At 69.4% G+C, this 20,660-nt stretch carries 15 protein-coding genes; 6 read left to right on the top strand and 9 right to left on the bottom strand.

Features of this window, described 5'->3' with window-relative positions; translation table 11 throughout:
- Positions 1 to 29: 29 nt before the first annotated feature.
- The gene (gene serC / locus BW733_RS11230; RefSeq protein ID WP_077350547.1) at positions 30 to 1,127 is read left to right on the top strand and encodes a phosphoserine transaminase; all 1,098 of its coding nucleotides are present in this window, start codon (positions 30 to 32) and stop codon (positions 1,125 to 1,127) included.
- Between the two features lie 9 nt (positions 1,128 to 1,136).
- Here the strand turns inward: serC and BW733_RS11225 are convergent, their stop codons facing one another.
- Positions 1,137 to 2,096 (bottom strand): hypothetical protein, encoded by a 960-nt coding sequence (locus BW733_RS11225; RefSeq protein WP_077350545.1) that lies wholly within the window; start codon positions 2,094 to 2,096, stop codon positions 1,137 to 1,139.
- 206 nt (positions 2,097 to 2,302) lie between these two features.
- On the opposite strand from BW733_RS11225, the gene BW733_RS11220 reads away from it, so the two are divergent.
- The gene (locus BW733_RS11220; protein WP_077350543.1) at positions 2,303 to 2,920 is read left to right on the top strand and encodes a DUF7691 family protein; all 618 of its coding nucleotides are present in this window, start codon (positions 2,303 to 2,305) and stop codon (positions 2,918 to 2,920) included.
- Positions 2,921 to 2,969: 49 nt separating this feature from the next.
- Here the strand turns inward: BW733_RS11220 and BW733_RS11215 are convergent, their stop codons facing one another.
- Together BW733_RS11215 and BW733_RS11210 are read right to left on the bottom strand one after the other, a co-directional pair.
- Positions 2,970 to 6,365, bottom strand: coding sequence for a pyruvate carboxylase (locus tag BW733_RS11215; protein ID WP_077352918.1), 3,396 nt, complete (start codon positions 6,363 to 6,365; stop codon positions 2,970 to 2,972).
- A gap of 131 nt (positions 6,366 to 6,496) precedes the next feature.
- Positions 6,497 to 7,978, bottom strand: coding sequence for an NCS2 family permease (locus tag BW733_RS11210; RefSeq protein ID WP_237268401.1), 1,482 nt, complete (start codon positions 7,976 to 7,978; stop codon positions 6,497 to 6,499).
- Positions 7,979 to 8,206: 228 nt separating this feature from the next.
- Here BW733_RS11210 and BW733_RS11205 point away from each other — a divergent pair, with 228 nt between their 5' ends.
- On the top strand, positions 8,207 to 8,722 hold the full coding sequence (locus tag BW733_RS11205; protein ID WP_077350541.1) for a lipoprotein LpqH: 516 nt from the start codon (positions 8,207 to 8,209) through the stop codon (positions 8,720 to 8,722).
- 66 nt (positions 8,723 to 8,788) lie between these two features.
- On the opposite strand, the gene BW733_RS11200 is transcribed toward BW733_RS11205, so the two are convergent.
- The 3 genes from BW733_RS11200 to nagB form a co-directional block, all read right to left on the bottom strand.
- A complete protein-coding gene (locus BW733_RS11200; protein ID WP_077350539.1) occupies positions 8,789 to 9,559 on the bottom strand; it encodes a DUF3027 domain-containing protein in 771 nt (256 codons plus the stop codon).
- Complete coding sequence (locus tag BW733_RS11195) at positions 9,560 to 9,943, bottom strand: cold-shock protein (RefSeq protein WP_077350537.1); 384 nt, start codon at positions 9,941 to 9,943, stop codon at positions 9,560 to 9,562. It abuts the gene before it with no gap.
- 75 nt (positions 9,944 to 10,018) lie between these two features.
- Positions 10,019 to 10,807: a glucosamine-6-phosphate deaminase gene (gene nagB / locus BW733_RS11190; protein ID WP_077350535.1), complete on the bottom strand. Its 789-nt coding sequence runs from the start codon at positions 10,805 to 10,807 to the stop codon at positions 10,019 to 10,021.
- Positions 10,808 to 11,055: 248 nt separating this feature from the next.
- Between nagB and BW733_RS11185 the strand changes: the two genes are divergently transcribed.
- Complete coding sequence (locus tag BW733_RS11185) at positions 11,056 to 11,853, top strand: hypothetical protein (protein WP_077350533.1); 798 nt, start codon at positions 11,056 to 11,058, stop codon at positions 11,851 to 11,853.
- Between the two features lie 3 nt (positions 11,854 to 11,856).
- On the opposite strand, the gene BW733_RS11180 is transcribed toward BW733_RS11185, so the two are convergent.
- Together BW733_RS11180 and BW733_RS11175 are read right to left on the bottom strand one after the other, a co-directional pair.
- The gene (locus BW733_RS11180) at positions 11,857 to 12,366 is read right to left on the bottom strand and encodes an NUDIX hydrolase (RefSeq protein WP_152024678.1); all 510 of its coding nucleotides are present in this window, start codon (positions 12,364 to 12,366) and stop codon (positions 11,857 to 11,859) included.
- The gene (locus BW733_RS11175) at positions 12,347 to 13,054 is read right to left on the bottom strand and encodes a copper homeostasis protein CutC (RefSeq protein WP_077350529.1); all 708 of its coding nucleotides are present in this window, start codon (positions 13,052 to 13,054) and stop codon (positions 12,347 to 12,349) included. Before BW733_RS11175 ends, BW733_RS11180 begins: the two co-directional genes overlap by 20 nt.
- Positions 13,055 to 13,204: 150 nt before the next feature.
- Between BW733_RS11175 and BW733_RS11170 the strand changes: the two genes are divergently transcribed.
- Positions 13,205 to 13,609 carry a hypothetical protein gene (locus tag BW733_RS11170; protein WP_077350527.1) on the top strand — a complete coding sequence of 135 codons (405 nt, stop codon included), beginning with the start codon at positions 13,205 to 13,207 and terminating at the stop codon, positions 13,607 to 13,609.
- Positions 13,610 to 13,613: 4 nt separating this feature from the next.
- On the top strand, positions 13,614 to 14,138 hold the full coding sequence (locus tag BW733_RS11165) for a GNAT family N-acetyltransferase (protein WP_077350525.1): 525 nt from the start codon (positions 13,614 to 13,616) through the stop codon (positions 14,136 to 14,138).
- 66 nt (positions 14,139 to 14,204) lie between these two features.
- Here BW733_RS11165 and pulA read toward each other — a convergent pair whose 3' ends face one another.
- Positions 14,205 to 20,567, bottom strand: coding sequence for a pullulanase-type alpha-1,6-glucosidase (gene pulA, locus BW733_RS11160; protein ID WP_077350523.1), 6,363 nt, complete (start codon positions 20,565 to 20,567; stop codon positions 14,205 to 14,207).
- Positions 20,568 to 20,660 lie beyond the last annotated feature (93 nt).

The following is a 20,660-nucleotide window of genomic DNA, read 5'->3' as shown; positions in this document are numbered from 1 at the left end:
GACCCGCCGGCCGGTCCTAAGCTGGCCGGGTGCAGATCCAGATCCCTGAAGAAATCCTGCCCGCCGACGGCCGCTTCGGCTCGGGACCGGCGAAGGTGCGCCCCGAGGCGCTCGACTACCTGGCCATGCGCAGCGACATCATGGGCACGTCGCACCGTCAGGCCCCGGTGCGGGACCTGGTGCGCGTGGTCCAGGAGTCCCTTAACGAGCTGTACCGGATCCCCGACGGTTACGAGGTCGTGCTCGGCAACGGCGGCTCGACGCTCTTCTGGGACCTCGCGGTCTCGTCCCTGATCGAGCGACGATCGGCGCACGGCGTCTTCGGCGAGTTCTCGCGCAAGTTCGCCAAAGCGGCCGAAAGGGCGCCGCATCTCGAAGCGCCCCTCGTGTCCGAGGCAGCTCCCGGCTCGGTCGCGCTGCCCGTCGCCGGTGACGCCGACGCGTACGCCTGGGCCCAGAACGAGACCTCCACGGGGGCGGCCGCTCCGGTCTCCCGGATCGGCGAGGGCCTCGTCCTGATCGACGCGACGTCGGCTGCAGGCGGGATGGACGCCCCCATCTCGGAGACCGACGTGTACTACTTCGCACCGCAGAAGAACTTCTCGTCAGACGGAGGGCTCTGGCTGGCCTTCGCCTCCCCGGCCGCGATCGAGCGGGCGGAGCGGATCAAGGCGTCGGGCCGTTGGATCCCTGAGAGCCTCGACTTCACCGTCGCGGTGAAGAACTCGCGCCAGCATCAGACGCTCAACACCCCGGCGCTCGCGACGCTGCTGCTGCTGGAGGACCAGCTCGGCTGGATGCTCGAACTGGGCGGGATCGATGCGGTGGCCGAGCGCTGCCGTCGCTCCACGTCGACGCTGTACCGCTGGGCGCAGGAGCGCGACTTCGCTTCTCCGTTCGTCGCGAAGGCCACCGACCGGTCCCCGGTCGTCGCGACGATCGACCTCGACGAGGCCATCGACGCGAAGCAGGTGATCGCGGCGCTGCGGGCGAACGGGATCGTCGACATCGACCCCTACCGGGCGCTGCAGCGCAACCAGCTGCGCGTGGGCTGCTACGCGGCTGTCGATCCGGTCGACGTCGAGGCGCTGACCCAGTGCCTCGACTACGTCATCGAGCGGCTCTGAACCGCAGGGTCACTTCCTGACGATGAACGTCACGGCTCCGGCCGCGACGGCGAGCAGCGCTGCCATGCCGAGCGCGAACCAGGTGCCGGTCCGTGTCGGCTGCTTCGAGTGCTCTGCCTCTGCCTCAGCCGACGGTGTGGCCGACGGCGCGGCGGTGGCCGGTGCCGTCGGGCTCGGTGAGGCGGTGGGCGCGGGGGTCACGGCCGTCGTGGTGTCGGAGGCGGGGACCTCCTCGGTGCGGATGGTCGGGTTGCCGCCGACGAAGACCTGGTCGTCCTGGTCGACGGTGATCGACTCGCCCTCCGGGGCGCCCGTGATCGTGTCGGTGACCAGCGTCTCCCAGCTGAAGGCGTCGACGTACTCGATGCCTGTGGCGGTGCGCAGCGCCATCGTCGCCCCGTCGGTGAGGAAGACTCCGTCGCTGACCCCCTCGGGAGCGTCTGCCACGCGTGTGAGGGTGTTCATGGACTGCCGGGACGGCTCGGACGGAGCTCGGTAGATGCCCGGGTCCTCGCCGGTGGTCACGATGTAGATGTTGCCGCGGCCCGAGATCAGCATCGCCCGCGCGTCGCGCGCGCCGTCCTCGTACTCGAAGTCGAACGCGTGGTAGGTCGACCGGTCACCCTCTGGCGGGCCGAGACGGAAGATGACGACGAAGTCGCGGCCGGCCTCCGGGTCGCCGATGTCGCCGACCCACAGCCTTCCCTCGCTCCACGCGAGGGCCTGCACGTTATCCGGGTCGCCGCCGAAGGACCAGGTGTCGCCTGTCTCGGCGTTGACGAAGGTTCCCGAGTCGGCGGCCGGCCCCGCAAGCCAGAGCTGCGAGGTGCCCGGCTCGACGGCCATTCCCACCACCGGCGTCGATCCCTCGGGCGGCGTGAGGTCGTCCGCGGCAGCAGGCAGCGCCGCGAGGGACAAGGCGAGCGCGGCGGCGGCTGTGGCGGCACAGCCGCGGAGGAAGGTCTTCATCGCTCACCCAGCATAGTCAAGGTCGACGTGGATCCGCGTCAGCCCACGGGCCGATCAGGCGTGGCACCGTGGCTCACGCGCCGACGGCCGTCCAGACCCCGCCGATGACGGCGAGGAGGATGAGGGCCACCAGGACACCGGTGACGATCAGGCGACGACTTCTCGGAAACACCCTGCCAATGCTACGCCCCAGCTACCGTTGGAGCATGAACCGGCTGGTCATCTTCGCCATCGACATCGATGACGTGCGTGACATCTTCGGGGCCGATCCGGCCCTCGCGGAGCGGCTGCGTTGCGTCGTCGCGGCCCACTTCTCGGGGCCGACGCCCTCGAAGCGTTCCTGGTTCAAACCGATGCTGCGCCGCGACCCGGACACGGAGGTCCGCACCGACCGCCCGCTGCGCGGCGACGTCGACGCGCTGCTGAGCGGCGGTTACATCGCCCCCGACCGCGCGCAGGCCTGCTGGCAGGTGTTCACCGTGTGGCTCGAAGAGCTCTCCTCCGCCCACCAGGAGGTGCCCTACGATCCAGCGCTCTTCGAGCGGATCGAGTGGGATCTCGCCCGCAGCGGCCTCAACAGCGACTACTCCCTGCGCAGGCTGGCCGACCGCCAGCTCGGCACACCGCTGCGCCCGCTTCCGGACCAGGTGGCGGGCTATGCGAAGTCGGTCCATGTGGCCGAGACCGCCGAGGCGTTGGAGCTCGCCATGCAGAGCACCGAGATGACCGCCGAGACCCGCGACTTCATCGAAGCGATCCTCGGGGTGCTCGGCGTGTCCGTCGCCAACGGACTCGACGTCGTCGTGATCGGCTCCGTGAACTGAGCGGCGCCCCCCCGGTGGTCCCGGGAAGGCGCCGTTGTTCAGCGGGGGCTCACTCGATCACAAGGACGAGGTCGCCGCCTTCCAGCTGCGTGGTGCCGGTCAGGACGACCCGCTTGACCGTTCCGGAGATCGGCGCGTTGATCGCGGCCTCCATCTTCATGGCCTCGATCGTGGCGACCGGGTCGCCCGCGTTGACCTGTGCCCCCTCCTCAATCGTCGTGGTGACGGCACCGGAGAACGGTGCGGCGACGTGGCCCTTGTTCCCGGCATCGGCCTTTTCCGCCGCGGCGACCTCGGACTTGATCGACAGGTCGCGCACCCGGACCGGGCGGATCTGCCCGTTGAGCAGGGTCATGACGGTGCGCTTGCCGCGCTTGTCCGGCTCCGAGATCGCCTCAAGGCCCGCGAGCAGGGTGACGCCCTTCTCCAGCGTGATGGCGTACTCCTTGCCACGCTCCATGCCGTACAGGTAGGGAAGGGTCGGCAGCACGGAGATGTCGCCGAAGTCCTCACGCTGCTGCTCGAAGTCGCGGGTCGGGCCGGGGAACAGGAGCCGGTTGAGGGTCTCCTGGCGTTCACGTCCCTCGTTCTCCAGGAGGGCGAGGTCCTCGGCGGCCACCTCGGTGACGCGCACCGGGGTGCGACGACCCTCCATGGCCCTGCTGCGGAACGGCTCAGGCCAGCCTCCGGCTGGCTCGCCGAGCTCGCCGTTGAGGAAGCCGATCACCGAGTCGGGGATGTCGAAGCGCTGCGGGTCGGCTTCGAACTCGGCCGGGTCGGCACCTACGGCGACGAGGTGGAGGGCGAGATCGCCGACCACCTTCGACGAGGGGGTGACCTTCGTCGGGCGGCCAAGGATCTTGTCTGCGGCCTCGTACATGTCCTCGATGGCCTCGAACTTCTCTCCGAGGCCGAGCGCGATGGCCTGCTGGCGCAGGTTCGAGAGCTGGCCGCCCGGGATCTCGTGCGAGTAGACGCGCCCCGTCGGTGCGGGGAGGCCCGACTCGAAGGGGGCGTACAGCTTGCGCACCGCCTCCCAGTAGGGCTCGAGGTTCAGCACGGCCTCGGGATCGAGGTCGGGCATCCGCTCGGTCTGGTCGAGCGCCATCAGGAGCGCCGACATGGGCGGCTGCGAGGTGGTCGAGCTCATCGCCGAGTTGGCGACGTCGACGGCGTCCACGCCCGCCTCGATCGCCGCCATGAGCGTCGCGATCTGACCGCCGGTCGTGTCGTGGGTGTGCAGGTGGACGGGCAGCTCGAAGCGTTCGCGCAGGGCGCCGACGAGACGGCGTGCCGCCTCCGGTCGCAGCAGGCCGGCCATGTCCTTGATGGCGAGGATGTGCGCTCCCGACTCGACGATCCTCTCCGCGAGGCGAAGGTAGTAGTCGAGCGTGTAGACGCTCTCCTTCGGATCGAGCAGGTTCGAGGTGTAGCAGAGCGCCACCTCGGCCACCGACGAGGTGGTGCGGACGGCGTCGATGGCGGGACGCATCTGGTCGACGTCGTTGAGGGCGTCGAAGATCCGGAAGATGTCGACGCCGGTGGCGGCCGCCTCGGCGACGAACGCCTCGGTCACCTGCGTCGGGTACGGGGTGTAGCCGACGGTGTTGCGGCCGCGCAGCAGCATCTGGAGGTTCTGGTTGGGCATCGCCTCGCGGAGCTTCGCGAGCCGCTCCCAGGGATCCTCGCCGAGGAAGCGCAGCGCCACGTCGTAGGTCGCCCCGCCCCAGCACTCCACCGAGAACATCCCGGGAAGCAGCCTCGCCTGGACGGGCGCGATGGCGAGCAGGTCGCGGGTGCGCACCCGGGTCGCGAGCAGCGACTGGTGGGCGTCGCGGTACGTGGTGTCGGTGACGGCCACCGCCGTCTGCTCGCGCAGCGCGCGGGCGAAGCCCTCGGCGCCGAGCGCGTCGAGCAGCTGCTTCGGCCCGTCGGGGACGGGGGTCGTCAGGTCGACCTTCGGCAGCTTGGTGCGCGGGTCGAGCTGGGTCGGGGTCTCCCCGTGGGGCTTGTTGACGGTGACCTCTGCCAGGTGGCGCAGAAGCTTGGTCGCGCGGTCGGCGGGGGTGCGGGCGGAGACGAGGTAGGGCCGCTCGTCGATGAACGAGGTGGTCACCCCGCCCTTCTCGAAGTCCGGGTCGTCGAGGACGGCGCGCAGGAACGGGATGTTGGTCGCCACGCCGCGGACGCGGAACTCGGCGAGCGCGCGACGGGCGCGGGCGATCGCCATGTCGAGGTCGCGGCCGCGGGCGGTGAGCTTCACGAGCAGCGAGTCGAAGTGGGGGCTGATCTCGACACCGGTTCCCGTGGTGCCACCGTCGAGGCGGATGCCCGCGCCCGAGGCGGAACGGTAGGCAGTGATCAGACCGGTGTCGGGCCGGAAGGCGTTGAGCGGGTCCTCGGTGGTGATCCGGCACTGCAGCGCGGCGCCACGGATCTGGAGGGCGTCCTGGCTGATGCCGATGTCTGCGAGGGTCTCGCCGTTGGCGATGCGCATCTGGGCCTGGACGAGGTCGACGTCGGTGATCTCCTCGGTGACGGTGTGCTCCACCTGGATGCGCGGGTTCATCTCGATGAACACGTGCTGACCCGCCCGTGGGCCCTCGGTCTCGACGAGGAACTCGACGGTGCCCGCGCAGGTGTAGTTGATCGCCTTCGCGAACTTCACGGCGTCGGAGGTGAGGGCCTCGCGCAGCTCATCAGAGATGTGCGGAGCCGGGGCGATCTCGATCACCTTCTGGTGGCGGCGCTGGATGGAGCAGTCGCGCTCGAACAGGTGGACGGTGTTGCCCTCGTTGTCCGCGAGGATCTGGACCTCGATGTGGCGGGGCGCCGCGACGGCCTGCTCGATGAAGACGGTCGGGTCGCCGAACGCACCCTCAGCCTCGCGCATGGCCGCGCCGAGCTCGGACTCGAAGCGCTCAGGGTCGTCGACGCGGCGCATGCCGCGGCCACCGCCGCCTGCGACGGCCTTGATGAAGACGGGGAACCCGATCTCGGACGCTGCGGTCTTGAGCTGCTCGGGGTCGGTCGACGGGGGGCAGGAGGCGAGCGTCGGAACACCCGCCTTGCGCGCCTGCTCGATCGCGGCGACCTTGTTGCCCGCCATCTCGAGGACAGAGGCCGAGGGGCCGATGAAGGTGATGCCGTTGGCCGCGCACGCTGCCGCAAGGTCGGGGTTCTCGGAGAGGAAGCCGTAGCCGGGGTAGATCGCGTCCGCGCCCGCCTCCTTGGCCGCGCGGATGATCTCGTCGATGTCGAGGTACGCGCGGACCGGGTGGCCCTCCTCGCCGATCAGGTACGACTCGAGCGCCTTGACGCGATGGTCCGCGTTGCGATCCTCGTAGGCGAACACCGCGACCGTGCCGAGGCCGAGCTCATACGCCGCACGGAACGCGCGGACCGCGATCTCACCTCTGTTGGCAACCATAACCTTGTGGAACATGGTCGCCATGCTAGCGGCCAGCCTCCCATCCCCAACTATCGTTCCGTGGCGGTGAGCAGCCCCTTGACGAACCCCGTCAATGCGTGACGCCCCCGTCCGCGCGTTGCGGGCGGGGGCGTCGAGGCTCAGGCTCAGCCGCCGACGGCGGAGAGGATCACTCCCTGCAGGAAGTAGATGACGAACAGCGCGGCGACCACGTACATCAGCACGTGGATTTTCCTGCCCTCACCCTTGATCAGGCGGATGAAGACGTAGGCGAGGAAGCCTGCGCCGATGCCGACGGTGATCGAGTAGGCGAACGGCATCAGGATGATCGTCAGGAACGCCGGGATGCCGATCTCCGGCTTGTTCCAGTCGACGTCGACGACCTGGGAGATCATCATCAGGAAGCCGACGAAGACCAGCACCGGGCTTGCCGCCTCGAACGGCACCATGTTGACCAGCGGTGCGAGCAGGACGGCGAGCAGGAACGCGGCGCCGGTGACGACCGAGGCGAGGCCGGTGCGGGCACCCTCCCCGACGCCTGCGGTGGACTCCACGTAGGCGGTCGTCGACGAGACGGACCCGAGGCCGCCTGCAGCGGCGCCGAGCGAGTCGACGAGCAGGATCTCGGTGGTGCGCGGCGGAAGGCCGTCGGCGTCGAGCAGGTCGCCCTCGGAGCCGACCGCGACGACGGTGCCCATGGTGTCGAAGAAGTCGGCCAGCAGCAGCGAGAAGACGAGGACGACGAGCGCGATGAAGTGACCGACGGCGAACTTGCCGTCGACGAAGAAGGCGCCGAACAGGTCGACCCGGCCGATCAGGCTGAGGTCCGGCCAGGAGAAGGAGCCGAGAGCTGGCGTGTTGAGCGCCCAGCCGAGCGGGTTGGTGCCGTCTGGGGTCTGCCCGCCGACGTGCGTGATCGCCTCGATGATGATGGCGGCGACGGTCGCGGTGATGATCGAGATCAGCATCGCGCCCTTGACCTTGAGCACGTGCAGGGTGATCAGGACGAGGATGCCGATGAAGAACACCAGGATCGGCCAGCCCATGAGCTTGCCCTGGACGCCCAGCTCGACGGGGGTGCCGGCGCCGGGTCGCACGACGCCGGCGTTGACGAGGCCGACGAAGGCGATGAAGAGGCCGATGCCGACCGAGATCGCCGTGCGCAGCGGCTTGGGGACGGCCTTGAAGACAGCCGTGCGGAAGCCGGTGAGCACGAGGATGGCGATGATGATGCCCTCCCAGACCACGAGGCCCATGGCCTGCGGCCAGGTCATCTGCGGCGCGAGGGTGAAGGCGACGAGCGCGTTGAGCCCGAGGCCGGAGGCGATGCCGAGCGGGAACCGGCCGATGACGCCCATCAGGATGGTCATGACGCCGGCGATCAGCGCCGTCGCCGCGGCGACCATGCCGATGGACACGCCGATGGCGACCGGGTCGACCTGTGTGTGCGCCTCGTCGAGGAACATGGGCGCGCCGGAGATCAGGTTGAAGTTCTTGTCGGGCGCGGTGCCGATAATGAGCGGGTTCAGGGCGATGATGTAGGCCATCGCGAAGAACGTGACGAGACCACCACGGACCTCACGCCCGACGGTCGAGCGGCGCTTGGTGATGTCGAAGAAGCGGTCCAGGCCGGACTTTGGTGCCGGGTCCTGGAGGGGGGCCTGAGCGGCCGAGGGAGGATTCGTAACCACGGGTGCACATCGTAGAGCGCCCGGGCGCGGATCGGCCCACCGGTTCCGACTTATGACCACTTCTGTGACCGCTTTGCGCAGTGTGCCCGCAACCCGTGCCAGCCTTGTCCGCAAGCTGCCCTAAGCTTGGCAGCGCCCGAAGGAGCAGAAGGAAAGGTAACCCCCATGAACCGCGTGAAGGCGACACTCCTCGTCGGACCGGCTGTGCTGGCCCTCGCCCTCTCCGGCTGCTCCGGCGCCGGCGGAGCCCCGGACCCGGTCGGCCAGGGCACCGGCGCGGCCAACACCTCCCAGCCCCAGGCCGCAGCTCCCCCGACGGAGGTGTCCACCCCGGCCCCCGAGGGCGGCGCTGCCGTGCGCCTCGGCGACACCGAAGAGGCGATCACAACCGTGGGGTGTACCGAGATCAACGACACGTGGACCGTCAGCGGAAGCAACGAGGGCGGCGCGAAGGCCGCGGTGACCACCTCCCAGGACAGGCAGACGGTGATCGAGGCCAGCGTGGTGCTCGCCGACGGAAAGATCGGCACCATGAAGGAGGGCGAGGGCACGGCCACCATCGGGTGGGAGGGCGAGACCTTCACCGTGAGCGGCACCGGAACGTTCCTCGACCTCGGCTCCGGCAAGACCGAGAGCACCGAGCAGATCGGCTTCCTGATCACCGGCACCTGCGCCGCCTGAGACTCGTACCGACGCGGAAGCGGCGGCCACCCGCGCTGGGTGACCGCCGCTTCCGCATTGTCGGACTCAGTCGAAGAGGGTCTCGTCGACGCCGATGGTGTCGAACACCGGGGCGGGCAGTTCCTTCGCCCGCTGCTCGGCGACGACATCGGAGTGGCCGCCGCAGCCGTGGTCGAGCGAGACGACGCGGCCGTCGAAGGGCGAGTACTGGTTCGTGCAGGCCCCGAAGAGGGTGCCGAGCGATCCCTGCAGGGCGACGAAGTAGCCGCAGGTGGCGCAGGGGCCGGGCGCCTCCTGCGAAGCCTCGTTGTTCGGCCCCGGAGGCCCGGCGAGCCAACGCTGAGCCGCCTCGTCGCGCCCGTAGCGGCTCAGCACCCGGGCGCGGCCGAGACCGAGCTCCGCAACGGTGCTGCGCAGCTGGACCCAGTCGGCGTTGTCGGCGTCGACGGGCAGGTCGGTCGCTGCGAAACCGGGCTCGAGGCGCGGATCGTTGTCGGGCGTGGCCATCAGCATCCCGGGGCCGATGTCGCCGGCGCCGATGCGCTCCTCCCACGGCACCCAGGCCGGGGCGAGCAGCGCCGCGGCTCCGGGAAGCAGGACGACCTCGTTGACCGTCGGCGTCTTGGCCCGCGCGGCGCGCACCAGCGTGACCGCCCAGTGCCAGTCGGCATAGCCCGGCAGGAGGCACTCGAAGATGTGGGTGACGATCCGGTCACCCTCCTCCACGAGCGCAGCCTTGTGGTCGCCGACGGCGTCTGCTCCCCCGGTCTCGACCGCGGCAGCGCACGCCAGATCGACCGCCTCGGCGGTCGCGGCGTCCAGCTTAGGCTTTGCCATCTACAGCTCCAGTTCGTCGGCGACGCGGCGCAGCACCTGCGCCACCTTTGCAGCCTGCCTGCTGTCGGGGTGACGGCGGTGCCGGTACCCGTTCGAGAGGCCGTCGAGCATCTTGATCAGATCCTCCATCAGCACTGCCATGTCCTCGGGCTTGCGGCGCTGGGCCTTGGAGAGCGACGGCGGGGTCTCGAGCACATGCAGGCTCAACGCCTGCTCGCCCTTACGCCCCTCGATCACACCGAACTCGACGCGCTGCCCGGGCTTCAGCGCCGTGACCCCTTCGGGAAGCGCGTTCGAGCGCACGTAGACGTCACCGCCGTCGTCCTTGGTGATGAAACCAAAGCCCTTCTCGGCGTCGAAGAACCGCACTTTACCGGTAGGCACGTCGCCCTCACTTTGTTGATGAAGCCAGTGGAACGCTCAGTCTATCCGGTAGCACACAGGGACTGAAACACCGGCTCAGTCGGCCGGGTAGCCGCCCGCCTCCACCTGCTCCTGCACGTGGCGGAAGTAGTCGATGTGCTCGAGCTTCGAGGCGGCTGCCTCGTCGACGATCACGATCGCGCGGGGGTGGAACTGGAGGATCGACGCGGGGAAGCGGGCCGCGACCGGGCCCTCGACCATGGCGGCGACGGCCTCGGCCTTTCGCTCCCCCGAGGCGACGAGCACGGCGACGCGGGAGTCCATGATCGTGCCGAGTCCCTGGGTGACGCAGTGCGTGGGAACCTGCTCGATCGAGTCGAAGAACCGCGCGTTGTCCTCGCGGGTCTCGGGCGTAAGGGTCTTGACCCGGGTGCGGGAGGAGAAGGACGAGAAGGGCTCGTTGAAGCCGATGTGCCCGTTCGAGCCGATGCCGAGGATCTGGACGTCGACGCCGCCGGCCAGTTCGATGGCCTCGTCGTACTCGTCGGCTGCGGCCTGCAGGTCGGAGGCGAGGCCGTCCGGAACGCGCACGCGGGCGGGATCCATGCGGAGGGGCTCGACGACCGTACGGGTGATCACGGAGTGGTAGCTCTCGGCGTGCGAGCGCGGGATGCCGACGTACTCGTCGAGCGCGAAGCCGAGGCCGTGGGAGAAGTCGAAGGTGCCCGCCTCGACGCGACGCGCCAGCTCCTCGTACAGCGCGAGGGGGGAACTGCCCGTCGCGAGGCCGATCACCGGCGTCGGAAGCCCTTCGAGGTAGGAGATCACCCGATCAGCGGCAACCTTCCCCACATCCTGCGGGTCCTTGCAGATGACAATTTCCATGGCTCGTTACCTTCACTCGTGCGCCGGCCCTTCCCGGCAGATCTGTACCGGTAAAGCCTAGGTCCGGCGGGGCGGTACTTGCACAGATTGTGCCCATTTTGCAATGGAAGTGCGCATGTTTTTTGTTCAAATGATCATTCATGGTGACCGGCGCTGGTGTGGAGCCCGGTACCACCCTCGTGGGGGACGGTCGGGGTACGGCAGGCTGGATCGGAGCCGGTGCGACAGCACCCGTCTAGGATGGGGCCATGGCCACCTGGAAGGACGGCGCCGCCTACGCGCCGGTAGAGCGACCCGACGGGTTCGCCACGCCCGTGGCCGACCCGCTGCCGGTGGCCGAGCCGTACCGCGCAGCCACCCCTGGGCCGATGCACCATCCGGGCGGGTTCGACTCCGCTCAGCAGCGTCCGCTCGACCAGCTCGGAGTCAGCATCTCCATGCAGCGCAACCCGAAGGACTCCTTCGCCGTCGCGTCGCTCGCCATGACCGCCGGGCCAGGGAAGTCGTCGGCACGGGACCCGAGGCAGCCGTTCGCCTCATCCGCGACGGTCGTCACCAGCGACGATCCCCCGCCACCCACGGGTCAGCCGCTCGCCGTCCCCGGACCTCCTCCGCTTCCGCAGTACACCGGTCAGTACGGTGGCGCACGCCCGCCCGCACCCGGCGTCGGCACCCGGCCGACCCAGCTCCCTCCGCAGCAGTGGGCCCCGCCGAGCCCTCAGGCGCTCAACGGCGCCCCCCAGCAGTACGACCCGACGCTGCAGAGCCAGCGCGTCATGGGCTGGACCGCCGCCGTACTGTCCTTCTTCGGTCTGCTGCTCAGCGGCTCCGCGCCGTTCGTGCTGATCATCGCCGGGGTGCTCGGACTCCGGATCAGGAAGCTCACGACGTGGGTGGGTCCCACTGCCCTCGGCATCGGCCTGTTCGGACTGCTCGTCCAGTTGGGCCTCGGCGAGCTCGGTTCGCCCAACCCCCTGCTCGGCGTGCTCTCGCTCCTGTGCTGCCTCGGGTTCAGCATCGCGATGCTGCGCTCCCCCGGCCGCTGAGCCTCACGATCTGACAGGAACCGTCGACTCCTCCACGTCGCCGAGGTCGACCGCGCCGCCGCCGTCCCACGCGACAAGGGTGGCGAGCTCACCTGGCCACACCTGCTCGGGAAGCGCGTCGAGGTCGAACCAGGCCGTCTCGACCCGGCGTCGCCGCTCTGCCTCGGTGAGCGCGAGATGGATCGGCTCGAAGCGCGGGGTGCGGAGGAGGAAGAACGTCTCGTCCTGAATCAGCACCCGGTCCGAGTAGCCGTGACAGACCCGGCGCCGGGCCACCGGCCCGATCAGGTCCTCCGGCTCGACCCGCAGTCCGGTCTCCTCCAGCAGTTCGCGGGCGGCCGCCTGGCCTGCCGACTCTCCAGGGTCGATCCCGCCGCCCGGCACCTGCCAGAAGCGGGAGCCCGGCAGCCCGGGATCGGTGTCGCCTTGGAGCAGCACCTCGTGTCCGGCCATGACGATGACGCGGGCACCGCTGCGGCGCTTGACGGGGCGCTCAGTCGGGGTGTCGGACATGGGCGATCTCGTCGTCGATGAGATCTCGCCAGCTCGCGACCAGCTCGGCGTCGACATAAGCCTTGAACGAGCGGCCCGGGCGCGCGGGAGAGCCGATATGGAAGGCTCGCACGCCGGCCCGGATCAGCCACGGCACGTGCTCGGGGGCGAGGCCGCCGCCCGCCATGATCAGGCGCGCGATCGTCGGGTCGGCCTTGGCGCGCGAGACGAGGTCATCGAGGCCCTGCTCGACCCCGCGGGCCGATCCTGCGGTCAGCACCTGGGTGATCCCGGGCAGCGTCACGACGTCGCGCCAGGCGCGGTCGAGGTCGAGGCAGTGGTCGATGGCCCGGTGGAACGTCCACGGGAACGACCCGTCGCCGACGAGTTCGCCGACGACCTCACGGTCGATCCGGTTCGCCCCGTTCAGGAAGCCGAGAACGACACCGTCGGCGCCCGCGTCGAAGTACGACGAGATCAGCCCGCGCAGCCGCGTCACCTCGCCGCCGTCGGTGGAGAACCCGGCGCGGAGCCTGACCATCGGCCGGATCTGGATCGACGTCGCGCGGCGAACCTTGTCGACGACGCGCGGCTCGGGCGAGAGCCCGTCGTCGTCCATCGTCCCGAGCAGTTCCACCCGGTCGGCGCCTCCCGCCTCGGCGCGCTCGGCGTCGGCGGCATGGAGCGCGATCACCTCAAGCAGACTCATGCCGACATTGTGCCGGGTCGGCACCCCGGTCGGCGCGCGACCCGCCCCACCGCATGAGGGTTGCACCGGGTCCGCCCGCTCCGCCCACCGGCTGTCCACCCGGGGCGACGAGGAGCATACTGGGGTGACAAGCCCTTCGAGGAGGCTCACATGCCGCTTCACACCCGCCGGTTCGCCGCCCTCCTGGTCGCGGTTGCAGGGTTCCCCGCCGGACTCATAGCGTCGCTCGGCCTTGCCGATCTCCGGCTCGTGGCAGGCGTCTCGATCGGCTGGGGACTCGTCTACGCCTCGCGCCCGTTCACCGCGGAGATTCCACTCGTGCAATGGGCATCCACGTGCCTCGTCAGCCTCGCGGTGACGGTGCCCTCCACGCTGAGCGGAACGGACGTGGCGCCGGGACTCGCCGCGTTGGTCGGCTGCATCCTGGTTGCCCTGCTGCTCGGCACGCTCTGGTTCGCCGCCTGGATGGCACCCATCGGCATGGCTGTCACCTTCATCCGCGGCGGCATCCGCACCCCGCGCGCGTCCACGGGAGGAACTCCGCGGGTAGAGTGACGCGGTGCCCGATCTCCGCCCACCCACGCCCGACGACGCAGGCGCCTGGTTCGACTTCCTCATCGCCCAGCAGGCGATCGCCTATGCCGGGATCGTCCCGGACGACTTCATCGAGCGCCAGCAGGCAGAGCGGGCCGACTGGTTGAAGGGCCTCGAGCTGAAGTTCTCGGCTCCGGGGACGGCCCGCCGCCTGGTCGCCGAGTCGGAGGGCCGCCTCGTCGGCGTCGCGTCGGTCGTCGACGGCCCTGCGGACTGGGAGGTCTCGCTCGGCTACGTCCCCTCGCCGGCGCCAAGAGAGTTGAGCCGGCTGTACGTCGCGCCCGAGTTCCACGGGACGGGACTCGCGGCGGAACTCTTCGACCGACTCGACGACGGGACCGACCTCTACCTGTGGCTGATCGACGGCAACGAGCGCGCGCACCGGTTCTACCGCAGTCGTGGCTTCGTCGACCTCGCCGAGAACTTCCAGGCCGGAGACAGTTGGGGCAACATCGGCATGCACCGCATGGCGAGGCTCGCGAACGGCTGAGCTGGAGCGCCCTCGGGGACGCGGATGCCCCCGCCGCGGGAGCGACGGGGGCATCGCAGCGGTGACTCAGGAGCGGTTGAACAACACGATGTTGTTGAACACCCACTGGCCACGCAGCCAGACGAACGTGCTCCGCCCATCGACCTTCCGTTCGGTCAGCACATCGGCCTTCAGGTAGCTGCGGCAGCCGTTGCGGCCGGTGGTCGCGGTGTCGCACTCGGTGCGCCACTGCCGACCGTCCGCCGCCGTCCAGGAGCCGGTGTTGCCGAGTGGGTTGCCCTTCCACAGCGACCTGGGCGACGGGAGGTAGGTCAGGTTGTTGAAGACCCACCCCGTCGTCTTGATGTAGCGGCCACCCTCGTAGCGGATCGTGGTCGCCCAGATCTCGGTGCGGCACCGCTTCGTCGCCGAGTACGGTTCACACGAGGTCTGCCACCAGCGACCGTTGACGAAGTGCGTCCCGGGCGTGGTGTAGACGTCCTTCGGCTTGTTCGGCTTCGTCGGCTTGCCGGTCGGCTTGTTCGTCGGCTTGCCGGTGGGCTTGCCCGTTGGCTTCCCGGTCGGGGTCGCGGACGGGCTCGGCGACGGAGTCACCGACGGGCTCGGGCTGGGCGAGGGCGACGGGGTGACGTCGGCCTGCTCCTGCACGAACACGACCGCGGAGCGCGCGGGGACGGTGAGCGTGCCGCTCGCCTTGTCCCATGCGGCCCCGGCCAGCACCGGGTCGTCATGGTTCCCGTCGGTGAGCACCGGCGAGAGGGCAAGGTCGAGCCCGGCCATGCCGTCGACCGCCTCGGTGATCGGCTCGGGTGACGCATTGAACGCCACGAGCACCCCGTCGAGGTCCTTGTCGACGTCCTCGCCGACGGTGTCGTCGACCCGCATCAGGATCAGGCCGGCCGTCTGGTCGGCACCGGCGTTGGGGAACGTGACCTTCTCGTCGATCAGGGCGGCCGAGCCGAGCGTCAGCAGCGGGTGCGTCGAGCGCAGCTGCATCAGCTCGAGTGCCTGGTCGTGCGAGGCGGCGATGTCTGCCACGGACGGCTTGTTCGCCGGGTTCTCCAGGTAGGGCTTCATCGCGGGCCACTTCGTCGAGTTGTCCGCCGCGGGAGGAAGCCCCACCGCGAAGTTGTTGTCCTGCATGGACCAGTCGAGCGTGTTGAAGTGGTCTCCGGAGTTGTACGAGTTGCGGTCCATCGACTTCGAGCGCAGCAGGTCGGTTCCCGCATGCCAGAACGAGGGCGACTGGCCGAGCGTCGCCGTGGCGAGCGAGAGCGTGTTCATCCGCACCCGGTCGGTCATCTTCGTGTCGGCGGGCAGCTTCCACATCCCGATGTCGTAGAGCGTCTCGTTGTCATGGGCGTCGACGTAGTTGACCGACTCGTCCGGCTCGGAGGCGTAGCCCGCGGGCTGGCCGTTGTAGTCGAGCTCGCTTCCCTTCTGCTCCCGACCCGCGGAGGTCTCGAACGAGAACTCCTTGAGGTTGCCCGCCAGGCCGATGCGGATCAGATCCTGCCGGTGACGCAGATCGGCGAGCTGCTGCTGGGTGGTGGCCGTCGAGTCCCCGTTGGGGTCGGTGTAGAGGCCGGTGCCGTAGCCCTGGTTCTGCGACTTGTTCTCGTCGAAGGGGCCGCCGCCGTGCACGGCGTCACGGAGCCGGTCGTTGAAGGCCCCCATCCGGGTGCCGTTCAGCTGCCCCTGGGTGGCCTGGGTGAACCGGGCGTTGTCCGCGACCTCGCCGAAGTTCCAGCCTTCGCCGTAGATGTACATGGACCTGCCGTCGACGCCGTCCTCGTCGAGGGTGAGCTCGTCGAGCGCCTTGCGGACGGCGACCATGTTGTCCGCCGAGTGGTGGCCCATCAGGTCGAACCGGAATCCGTCGACGTGGTAGTCGGCGGCCCAGGTGACGACCGAGTCGACCATCAGCTGCTCGCCCATGGCGTGCTCGGTCGCGATGTTCTGGCAGCAGGTCGAGGTCTCGACCGCGCCCTTCAGGTTGAGCCGGTGGTAGTAGCCGGGCACGACCTTGTCGAGCACCGACGTCTTGGCCTGCCCGGAGGCGGAGGTGTGGTTGAACACCTGGTCGAGCACGACCTGGTAGCCCTTGTCGTGCAGGCCGCCCACCATCTCGCGGAAGGCCTTGGTCCGGGCGCCTCCGCTCTGGTTGGCGTCGGCGGCGTAGGAGCCCTCAGGGGTGGAGTAGTGGTACGGGTCGTAGCCCCAGTTGAAGGCGTCCTTGTCGGCTACCGCTGTCACGGCCGCCTGCTGCTCCTCGGAGGCCGGGCCCGCGTCGGGGATGGTCGGTGTGACCTGCTTGGTGCGGTCCTCCTCGATGGTGGCGATGTCGAAGCTCGGCAGGAGGTGGACGGTGTTCATGCCCGCCTCGGCCAGCTCGCGCATCCGCAGGTCACCGTCGGTGCCCTTCAGCGCGAATGCCTCGTAGGTGCCCCGCTTGTCCTGCGGGACGCTCTCGTCGGAGATCGAGTAGTCGCGGATGTGGAGCTCATAGATCGCGCGATCGACGAACTGGTCGATCTGCGGAGCCTCGGTGTCGGTCCAGATCGACGGGGCGAAGGCCGGATCGTCCAGGTCGGCGAGGACGGAGTGCGTCGAGTTCAGGGTCAGCGCCTCCGAGTAGGGATCGGTGACGATGTTGTGCGTCACCGCATCGACGGATGGGACGAACACGTTGACGTCGAACTGGTAGGCCCGGTTCTTCCAGTCGGCGGCACCCGTGACGGTCCAGGTCCCGTCGGCCTGGGGCTGCATCGCGACCCTCGTCGGGTCACCCGCTCCGGTGCCGTCGGCGAACAGGAGCAGATCGACGGAAGTGGCGGTCGGCGCCCAGAGGCGCAGGCTCGGCACACCGCCGGCGAAACTGAGTCCGAGGTCCGTGCCCCGAGCGTCGTCTCCGTACAGGTCGTCGAGCACGCCGGGGATCTGCAGGCCGGTGAAGACCTGCGCCGCGCCGTTGACATCGCGCTGCACCACGACGAGGTCGCCCTTGAGCGCGGACGCCACCGCGTCCGGGGCGGCTTCGAGTTTCAGCGCCAGGAACCCGCGCAGGTGGCCCCGGTACTTCAGCTGCTCCTCGGTGAGGCCCGCGTCGGCCTCGGAGAGGTCACCGACCTTGACGGGGGCGGCGCCTGTACCGCCGACGACCACGCCGTCCTGCAGCGCGAGCCCGCCGTCGGCGTCGGCCCACAACTCCCAGGTCACGTCCCCGGAGACCAGGTTTGACGGCCACGCGATGGTCGACGCGTCGATCCAGTGGCCGAGGTCTTCGCCGGTCCCGGCCAGGGGCGGATCCTCGACGGCGATCTGCAGCTTGTGGTCCGCGATCGTGTAGGTGAAGGTGACGCGCTTGCCCGCGGCGACCTGGAAGGTGTAGTTCGAGCCCCCGGGCACGCCGTCGACGCCGTAGTTCTCGGCCCACGACAGGCCGTGCGCGACCTTCGTCTCGTAGCTTCCCGCCGGGATGGCGGTGGTCGACCAGGTGTAGGTGCCGTCGCCGTCCGCGTCGAACATGAGCGACCTCAGGCACTCGGGCTGCCAGTCGCCGTCGCAGCCGACGGCTGCCTGGAAGCTGCCTGGCAGCGTCACGACCGGAGACTGTGCGGTGTTGAAGAAGGCGTGGCTGACCGGGTCGTAGTAGAAGGTGACGGGGCCCGCCGCGGCGACCGTGTAGGCGACGTCGTCGCCGTTCGGCACGCCGCCCGCGCCGTAGTTGACGTCCCAGCTGCCGCCGACCGCGACCTTGTAGCTGTAGCTGCCGGCGGGCAGGTCGAAGGTGCCGGTGTAGAGGCCGGAGGCCTCGTCGAGGGTGAGCCTCGCCTGCTCGCAGCCAGGCTGCCAGTCACCGGGGCAACCCATCGCCGCGTTGTGCGAGCCGGGGACAGTGACCGCCTCCGATGCGTCGACGTCCGGGACGGTGGGCGTCGAGACGCCAAGGTCGGTGCCGACCACGACGGTGGACGACCCGGCGGCGCGGCTGCCGTCCGCGTCCGTCGTGACGGCGCGCACCTCGACGACGGTGCCGTCCTTCAGAGCCGCGAGATCGGCGAAGACGCGGGGCCGGTCGCCGGTTGCGGTGCCGAGCGGGGTGTAATCGGCGTCACCGAGCGCGCGGTAGGCGAAGGAGGTCTCGGCCCAGCGGTCGTCCACGACGTCGGCGGTGACGGGAATCAGCCCGTCGGTCGGCGCCCCGGAGGAGACGGCGACGCTCTGCTCGGCGCCGGTGTCTGCGACCTTGGCGCCCGCCTTGAAGGCGACCGCGCCGAGGGCCGGGACGGTGAGCTTGACCGTGCCGTCTGCAGCGGCCGTGATGGGCGAGGTGGCGCCGTAGAGCGGCGCGTAGGTCGCACCCGGGGTCAGCGTCGCGAACTCGACCTCCTTCGCGGTGGTCGCGTTGTTCACCGCGACGAGGTGCTCGATCTGTTCGGCGCGCTCCACTCGGGCGAAGGCGTAGACGCCGGTGCCGTTGTCGGCGTGCAGCTCGATCTGGGCGCCGGTCGAGAGCGCGGGGTTGGCCTTGCGGAGCGCGCCGAGCTTGGCGATCGTCCGGTAGAGGGGCACATCGGTGGAGAAGTGGCCGCCGGTTCCGTAGGCGCTGCCGTCGAGGAGGGTGTTGTCGAGGTAGCTCGGCACCTTCGAGGCGAACATCGACTCGCGGGCGTCCTTGTCGTTGCCGTCGCCGATGAAGCCCTGCTCGTCGCCGTAGTAGACGACGGGCTGACCACGGGTCAGGAACATCAGCTCGTGCGCCAGGGTGCTGCGCTCGAGCAGCTTGTCCGCCCCACCGAGCAGGTGGCCGATGCGGCCCATGTCGTGGTTGCCGAGGAAGGTGGGAAGCGACGCGGCTGAGGAGTCGACCGTCGTGTAGTAGTCGTCGGCGGCGAACAGGCCCGACAGCCCCTTCGCGGTGAAGCCCTTGGCGTAGTTGAGCGCCGAGGACTGGTAGGCGAAGTCGAGCACGGAGTTCATGTCGGTGTCGCGGACATAGGGAGACAGCAGCTTGGCGTCTGCGTCATAGACCTCGCCGAACATGAAGAAGTCGGGGTTGGACGTCTCGGTGTGCTGCGCGATCCGCTGCGTGAACTCCTGCCAGAACGTGAAGTCGACGTGCTTGGCGGTGTCGATGCGGAAGCCGTCGATGCCGAGGTCGGTCCAGGCCTCGTAGATCTCGCTCATGCCGTCGACCACGACCTGGTTCTCGGTCATGAGGTCGTCGAGGTTGGTGAAGTCCATGTAGGTGGCTGCTTCGCCCGCAGGCCAGCCCGGGTCGAAGCCGCGGTTGTGGTAGAGCGTCACGTCGTTGAGCCAGAGCGGGAACTTGGCCTGCTCCATGCCCTCCGGGACCTCCGGGTCGTAGGGGAACGAGGAGGTGTCCGGGTTGAGCTTGGGCATCGCCTGGGTGCCCTCGGCGTAGTCGGCCGGGTCGAACTCCGCCCCCGCGGTGTCCCTGTAGGGGGTGGTCGCCTTCGTCACGTAGGCCGGGGCCGTTCCCTCGTGGCCCTTGTACTCGATGATGTCGGCGGTGTGGTTGGTGATGATGTCGAAGTAGACCTTGATCCCCTTGGCGTGCGCCTCGTTGATGAGGGCCTTGAGTTCGGCGTTGGTGCCGAGGTGGGGATCGATCTGCGTGAAGTCGGTGATCCAGTAGCCGTGGTAGCCCGCCGAGGCTGCGGCGCCGGTGCCCTGGACGGGGCGGTTGACGAACGAGGGGGTCAGCCAGATGGCCGTGGTGCCTAGGCCCTTGATGTAGTCGAGGCGGTCGCGCAGGCCCTGGATGTCGCCCCCGTTGAAGAAGGCCTTGTCCGCCGGGTCGAAACCGGTGGCGAGCTTGTCGGTGCCCGCGCAGTCGACGGGGAGCACCCCTCCCTCAGGTGCGTGTCCGGTCGCGATGCAGGCATCGTTGCCCGGCGTCCCGTTGTCGAAACGGTCGGTCATCACGAAGTAGAAGTTGTTGCCCTGCCCCGGGTCGGCGAAGGGCTCGGCCACGAGCGGATCATCCGAGGCGGTGTAGTCGCCCGGAAGGTCGGCCGCTGCGACCGACACCTTGTTGGTGGCATCGTCGAAGCTGAAGGCCAGTTCGGTGTCGGAGCCGAGCACGAGCGGGAAGTTGCCATCCCCGAGCCCGTAGGCCTCGTCCCAGGACTTGTTGATGGCGACCTTGAACTCCCACTCCCCTTTCGGGACGGTGAGCTCGGCAGTCCAGACGCCGTCGCCGTCGGCGTCGGTGAGGGCCGTCGAGTCGCATTCCGCCATCCAGTCCTCGGCGCAGCCGAGCTCCGACTGGAGGCTGCCGGCCAGTGTGACCGCCGTGGTGGCGGCTGCGGCCTGCGGCGTGGGTAAGGCGGCCGTGACGACGGCGCTGGAGGCGATCAGTGCGGTGATCGCGAGGCCCGAGGTGAGACGGGGCGAGCGCATTGGCGTGACTCCTTCGTCAGTGATGCACGGGCCAGCCAAACTACGCGTGTGGCGGACACTTTTGTCCGATCACGTCACTCGGCTGGAACCCGC

The sequence above is a fragment of the Tessaracoccus flavescens genome, from assembly GCF_001998865.1.
Classification (GTDB): Bacteria; Actinomycetota; Actinomycetes; order Propionibacteriales; family Propionibacteriaceae; genus Arachnia; species Arachnia flavescens.
This window is presented reverse-complemented; position numbering and strand designations above follow the sequence as displayed.